Here is a 5,579-nt window from a genome sequence, read left to right as displayed (position 1 = left end):
GCATCGCGATTCGCGCGAGTGGTCCGTGTGCGCTGCGCCTCGTGGTTCACCGTCATATCGATGATGCAGCGATCGATATGACGAGTAACTCGTTTGAAGCGTTAGGCGAATGAAACTTTGGTTCTCGCAAGAGACGATCAAATCTGATCGCCGAACCGAGACGGCGCGAATCGCAACACAACGCGAGCTTGTCGATTTGCCATACCCTTCATCGGGGCTAGGCAACCCGTTCTCGAAACCTAGACTGTCAAAGGCCGGGTTCTGTATCGCAGGGACTCGGCCTCTTCAGTTTGAGCTCTAGTTCTTGGATGTAACGGGCAAAGCCCTCATTCACCTACTTAAATCTGGCGAGCTGGTTCAGCAAAAAAACGCAAAACGCAACGGAGAGTGATCATTCGGCGAGACGCACTGCTACGTCGGCTCCAAGGAATTCATGTGTTCAAGTGCAGTTCCGGTCGAGCTAGCAGCTCGACACCGAATTAACCGCAACATTGAACATACACCCTGGCCGGTGGGTGCATTCAGGCGATCGACAGCGAGGAGACCGGCCGAAAGAACGGGCATCAGACCTTTCTTTCTGCAGCGACTGGTGCGTCCATGCATGCCGGCGCGATGAACTCCGAAGCAAGCCAGTTCATGAATAAATCGACAGCGCGCCGTGCGGTTGAGCGATTTGAGCATACTGCGTAATACCTGAGGCCATCGTGAATGTGTTGCCCCCACAGCTGCTTGAGGGTTCCGTTGGCCAATGCGTCAGTAACTAGGGATAGACGGGTTAAACAAAAGCCTGCGCCTGATGTTGCGAGTTCCAGCATCGACGCGGAATCGTTGAAGCGAATCGTCGGAGCGTCGTCCAGGTCGATAGTCTGATTTCCGCTGTCCTGCCATTGGTCCCAGTAGTCTCGTTCTACGTTTCTTAGCAGGAAGCCTTCTTTGATCACCCTGGAAGCCCCCAATCGCTCATATTGGCGGACCAGTTTCGGGCTACATACAGCGCCTACTCTGTCGTCGGTTAGTGCCAGCATCCGATGTCCGTCCCAATCCCCGGCCCCTAGTCGGATGGAAATATCAGTCCCGGATGAGTCCATGTCGGCAAAGTAACGATGAACATCAATCCGTAAATCGATCCATGGATTTGCTTTGGCGAAGCTGCCGATCCTCTTGGATAGAACACAAGAGGCAAAACTGCGTGCTACTGATACGACCAGCGCATCGCGGTCGGCATCCACTGACAGGCGTCGCAGGCCAGTACTTAAGGTATCGAAAGCTCTTCGGGAATAGTCGTACAGCAGTTCGCCTTCCTGCGTGAATGACAGGCCGCGGGGACCGCGTTTGAAAAGCTCAACGCCGAGATGTTCCTCCAGCGCTTTCAATTGCCGGCTCAAGGCGCCTTGGGTCATGTGCAGCTCTCGACCGGCCCGCACGAGATTCAGATGCTTCGCTACGGTGTTGAAGAACAGAAGCGCTTTGACGGACGGCAGGCTCCTGAGAAGGGCGGTATTCGTTGAGCTCATAGCAGCGGACCATTTTTTTCAATAGTGAATACATCAAAAGTCCTTGATCATCAGCTTCGACCGCAGGGCTTGCCGGCATGTTAACTGGGGCCCGGTCATCTACCCAAACGCAAGGAGAACACAATGGTAGCAAGTCATTCGTCCCGTTGGGCTGACGTCCGCACTCAGTTCCCTGGGACCGCGGCGGGGCCTTACATCGATGTCGCAGGGCGATCGCTTTTTTTTGAAGGCGGCCGTGCAGCTCTGAATGCACACCTGGATACGCTGACCGCTGGTACGGTTAACAAGCTGGCTCTGTTCGAGACTGTCGAGGAGACGCGTCGTCTGTTCGCATCGCTGATTCGGTGTACGCCTGACGAGGTTGCCTTCACTCGCAACGTCACGGATGGCATCGCAGCATTTGCAGCTGGCATCGAATGGAAGGAAGGTGATAACGTCGTCCTCTGCGAGGAACTTGAACACCCAGCGAACGTCTATCCGTGGTTCGGTCTTGGGCGCAAGTTCGGTTTGCGAGTCAAGACGGTTGCGCCGGAGGGGGGGGCGTTGTCGGTCGAGCGAATCGTTTCAGCGATCGATGCTTCTACGCGCGTGGTTACGATCTCATCTGTCTCCTTTGCACCAGGTTTCCGCTTTCCTGTAGCCGAACTGGGCGCTGAGTGCCGCCGGCGAGGTGTTCTGCTGGTCGTGGATGCCGCGCAGTCTATCGGCGTCGTCGACACGAACGTCGTAGCTTGGCAGGCGGACGCGGTCGCAGCATCCACGCAGAAAGGACTCATGTCCCTATATGGTCTGGGGTTCCTGTATGTCCGCCGCGAAGTCGCGGAATCTTTGAAACCAACCTATCTTTCGCGGTTCGGAGTCGAGTTAGACGGACATGAAGCGCAGGTCGGCGACCCAATTTCGGCGGCCTATGGAGTTGGGGCGAGACGCTTCGATGTTGGCAACTACAACTTCCCGGCTGTCATTACGGTAGCACCGGCACTCCGGCTGTTGCTCGACCTAGGTCCGCAAGAGGTTCAATCTTATGTCTTCGATCTCGCGCGGAAGTTCACGAACCGGATACTTGATCTCGGATTGCCGGTGTTCGGCGGCCCGCCTGGGGCGCACAGCAGCCACATCGTAACGGTGGGTGCGGATATCAGCGACAACAACGATGTCGTCGGCAACCTCGACATGTCGAGCCTTTATCAGCATCTTGTGGCTAACGGTGTGCGGCTCAGTATTCGCCGGAACCTTCTGCGCTTCTCTTTCCATATCTACAACAACGAGAGCGATATCGATGTTGTCACTGCGCTCATGACTGAATGGGTCAAGCGCCGTGCCCATGGCGCAGCGGGTACTGCCAACAGGTAGCGTTGGCAGAGCATGGTAATAGCGCAGAAGAGGGAGAGTTATGCGTAAACAGCAGGAAGATTCCAGGGCTGTCGCATTCGGATCCACCTTCGCAGCGATACCAAGACAAAACCGAGCGCGAGCTTGTGAGCCGCGATGGGCGACGCAGCGGTGGGCGACGAGCAACTGGACGAAGATTCAAGCGTCAATGCGTTGACCGCGCGGGTGGCCGCCCTGCTGGGCAAATCAAGCGGACTATTTTTACCTTCCAGGACAATGTGCAATCTCATCGCTGTTCTGGTCCATTGCCAACCTGGGGATGAGGTGATCGCTGCGGACATTTCACATCTCATTTCGTCGGATGTCGAGATTCATTTAACTTTGAATTGGGTATGCCGCTACGATGGGCTTCCCCGAACTCGCGGCTCAGGTAACTTTAAACCCTTGAGTCACTTAAGTTTGAACTATCCGACGTTTGGTTCATTTAACTTTGAACTCTCTTGACGAGCCGCTGGCGATTCCATCCAACCACTGATTTGCGCCGTTGGTTGTCGAAGTTCAAGAATCCGCATCACATCCACATCCCCGGAATCATGAACGCAGCATCGCGCTGCGTTTGATCCGTGAGCTTACGACCGACGCAAGGATTCATGGCTGCAGTACGCCGAATATCGCCGATTTGCCGGCACTTATTTCAGCGTCTAGAGCGGGGCGATCCGGGCGGCAGCATGCATGGGGCAGCCGTCGGCCAATTGAGGTCACTGGTCCTTGCATAGTTACCGGCATTCGAACGTCGGCTTCGCAGCAAATGGCAGACATCGTCACATCAATCCAGTACCGCTCGCGTTTCACGAAGAATCTCTTCTGACAGTTCAGGGTTATCAACTGCGCGAGCCAAAACGATGGCTCCGACGATGCTCGAAAGCGTATGAATCGCATGGCGCCGAGCATTTTTCTTTTTTGCCTTCGCAAGTGGTTCCGTAAAGCCTTCGACCATACCCTCCACATGCCGCGTGAATGCATGTTGAGCCGCGGGTTCGCGCGCAATCTCGCTTGCCAATGCTGCCATCATGCATCCGTTTCCCCTGTCGTCGCGATGTTGCTCGCTGAGATATTCATCAATGAATTGAGCCATTGATTGACCAGAAGTCGCATTGTCTTTCATGGAGCCCAGAGCTTTCACCGATGTGTCTTCGATGCTCTTGGAGATCAGATCTTCTTTAGATTCGAAGTGGTTGTAGAAGGCTCCGTGTGTGAGACCTGTCGCCTTCATGGTTTCGCTTACGCTGACCCCGGAAAATCCGCGCTCGCGAAAAAGAATGGAAGCTTGCTCGAGAATGCGGGCATGCTTTTCTGCCGTTTCCTGTGGTGGGTAACGCATACATCCTCCGGAAGGTCGCGAAAAAGAAGTTGACACCAAGCATTATAACCATCATGCTCGGCGGAATGAAACATGATGATCGTCATGTTTGACCGGATGCGGTGCACGTTTCCGTGTTCATACGCGCTCCATAACATGATGATCATACTGCTTCATTCTCGGTCACGGCGTACAAACCCTTGGCCAAGTTGTCCCACTCACCGGAGGTCAATATGAAGAAATTTCTCGTCACGGGTTCCACTGGCGCCACGGGCGCTCCCACGGTTCGCTTGCTGCTGGCACATGGCCACACGGTCATAGCTTTCGTTCGACGGGAGGACGAACGTTCCCAGGCGCTGAAGGAGTTGGGCGCGGAAATCGTGGTCGGCGACATGCTGAACATCGAAGATGTCCGTGGTGCGACGAGGGGCGTCGACGGCGCCTACTTCTGCTATCCGTTGACGCAGGGTGCCGTTGAAGCAACCGCGATATTTGCTCAGGCGGCAAGCGAGTACAACGTGAAGCAGATCGTCTACATGTCGCACCGACAGTCGCGCTCGCACGCCCGTAGCCCGGCAACGTTGAATCACTGGCTTTCCGAGCAGATCCTCAACCGCTCAGGCGTTCCGACCACGCATCTTCGAGTTAACTTCTTTTTAGAATGGTTGCTATACGCAGCTCCTTTCATCCGTGCGGGCCGATATCTGACTCCTTTCGATCCAGAAAGCCGCTTCGTGCCCATTGCCGCTGTCAATATTGCACATATCATCGTAAAGATTCTCGAGAATCCCAGCGCTTTCGGGAACAAGACCATCCCGGTAACTGGCCCGCGTGAGGTGAGCCATATCGAACTGGCCAGCATCCTTACGACTACGCTTGGAAAGGAAGTGCGCTTCGAGCAGGTCACGACGGACGAATTCGTCAAGACCCTGGGCATAGACGGCGATCCTGCATTCGCGGCGCATTTCGAGGCGATCAAGGTCGATCAACAGGAAGGACTGCTGGTCGGCATTGACAAAAGCGCGGCAGAAATCGTCGCTCAGCCGTTGACGACGCCTGAGCAGTTCATCGAGAAGCATCGCCATCTGCTTGCGTAGATCTCGCTACGCCGTCAGACGAATGTTTGAATATCGCGCTGTAGTGATCTGAGCGAGCGCTCGCCGGGGAGGATTCGCGCATCTGTGGGATGGAGTCTTCCCTGGCCGAACGGTACTATGGCGTGCGGCGAAAATATTCCGCCCATAACCCTTGGCATGCACGCGTCGAAACGTTGTGCATACGGATGTCCGTTTGGAACTACAAAGCGGCCACAGTGAGCGCGGTGACCTGAATGACGGCAACGGGTCGAACTGGGTCGGTCATCATCGGGCAGA

General features: G+C 55.3%; 5 protein-coding genes. 3 read left to right on the top strand and 2 right to left on the bottom strand.

The window, feature by feature from the left end; genetic code table 11:
- Positions 1-563 precede the first annotated feature (563 nt).
- A complete protein-coding gene (locus PQR40_RS38650) occupies positions 564-1,514 on the bottom strand; it encodes a LysR substrate-binding domain-containing protein (protein ID WP_408394649.1) in 951 nt (316 codons plus the stop codon).
- A 123-nt stretch (positions 1,515-1,637) separates the two neighbouring features.
- Here PQR40_RS38650 and PQR40_RS38645 point away from each other — a divergent pair, with 123 nt between their 5' ends.
- Positions 1,638-2,867: an aminotransferase class V-fold PLP-dependent enzyme gene (locus PQR40_RS38645; protein ID WP_408394651.1), complete on the top strand. Its 1,230-nt coding sequence runs from the start codon at positions 1,638-1,640 to the stop codon at positions 2,865-2,867.
- A 135-nt stretch (positions 2,868-3,002) separates the two neighbouring features.
- A complete protein-coding gene (locus PQR40_RS38640) occupies positions 3,003-3,350 on the top strand; it encodes a beta-eliminating lyase-related protein (RefSeq protein WP_408394652.1) in 348 nt (115 codons plus the stop codon).
- Positions 3,351-3,672: 322 nt separating this feature from the next.
- On the opposite strand, the gene PQR40_RS38635 is transcribed toward PQR40_RS38640, so the two are convergent.
- Positions 3,673-4,227, bottom strand: coding sequence for a TetR/AcrR family transcriptional regulator (locus PQR40_RS38635; protein WP_408511249.1), 555 nt, complete (start codon positions 4,225-4,227; stop codon positions 3,673-3,675).
- A gap of 212 nt (positions 4,228-4,439) precedes the next feature.
- Between PQR40_RS38635 and PQR40_RS38630 the strand changes: the two genes are divergently transcribed.
- Positions 4,440-5,303: an NmrA family NAD(P)-binding protein gene (locus PQR40_RS38630; protein ID WP_408511248.1), complete on the top strand. Its 864-nt coding sequence runs from the start codon at positions 4,440-4,442 to the stop codon at positions 5,301-5,303.
- The last annotated feature ends 276 nt before the right edge of the window (positions 5,304-5,579 follow it).

The organism is Paraburkholderia sediminicola (genome assembly GCF_046026855.1).
In the GTDB taxonomy this organism is placed as follows: Bacteria; Pseudomonadota; Gammaproteobacteria; order Burkholderiales; family Burkholderiaceae; genus Paraburkholderia; species Paraburkholderia sediminicola_A.
Note: the sequence above shows the minus strand (reverse complement) of the source record. Positions and strands in the feature narration are given on the sequence as shown.

What these genes read in the sequence shown, in the direction of transcription:
- PQR40_RS38645 (WP_408394651.1), top strand. Translation starts at nt 1,638, where the DNA reads ATGGTAGCAAGTCATTCGTCCCGTTGGGCTGACGTCCGCACTCAGTTC.
- PQR40_RS38635 (WP_408511249.1), bottom strand. Translation starts at nt 4,227, where the DNA reads ATGCGTTACCCACCACAGGAAACGGCAGAAAAGCATGCCCGCATTCTC.
- PQR40_RS38640 (WP_408394652.1), top strand. Translation starts at nt 3,003, where the DNA reads ATGGGCGACGCAGCGGTGGGCGACGAGCAACTGGACGAAGATTCAAGC.
- PQR40_RS38630 (WP_408511248.1), top strand. Translation starts at nt 4,440, where the DNA reads ATGAAGAAATTTCTCGTCACGGGTTCCACTGGCGCCACGGGCGCTCCC.
- PQR40_RS38650 (WP_408394649.1), bottom strand. Translation starts at nt 1,514, where the DNA reads ATGAGCTCAACGAATACCGCCCTTCTCAGGAGCCTGCCGTCCGTCAAA.